At 70.0% G+C, this 310-nt stretch carries 1 protein-coding gene; it reads left to right on the top strand.

The genetic code is table 11. The features are described 5' to 3' along the window. The coding region (locus HKX41_10955) for a hypothetical protein (protein NNC24649.1) at window positions 1–310 on the top strand (310 nt) is incomplete at both ends.

Below are 310 nucleotides of genomic sequence, written 5' to 3' on the forward strand. Positions count from 1 at the left end.
GCATTCGCTGGTCTCCGCGTCCAAGCAGGTCGGCATCGCCGACGTCGCCCCGGGCATCTCCGAGGCGCTGCTGGCGACCGCGATGGGCCTGTTCGTGGCGATCCCGGCGGTGTGGGCCTACAACCGCTTCGCCACCGGCGTGGAGCGGCTGGATTCGGTCGGCGTGCTGCAGCTGATGCGCTACGCGCGCCGGCACCAGCTCGATTTCGACGGCATCTTCCGCTTCCACGAGGCCCACCGCGCCCTGGTCAGCGCGATCGAGGACGTCGCCGACGAACGCCCGAAGAAGAAGCGCGAGTACGGCGTCCAC

Origin of the sequence: Salifodinibacter halophilus, assembly GCA_012999515.1 — a bacterium.
Classification (GTDB): Bacteria; Pseudomonadota; Gammaproteobacteria; order Nevskiales; family Salinisphaeraceae; genus Salifodinibacter; species Salifodinibacter halophilus.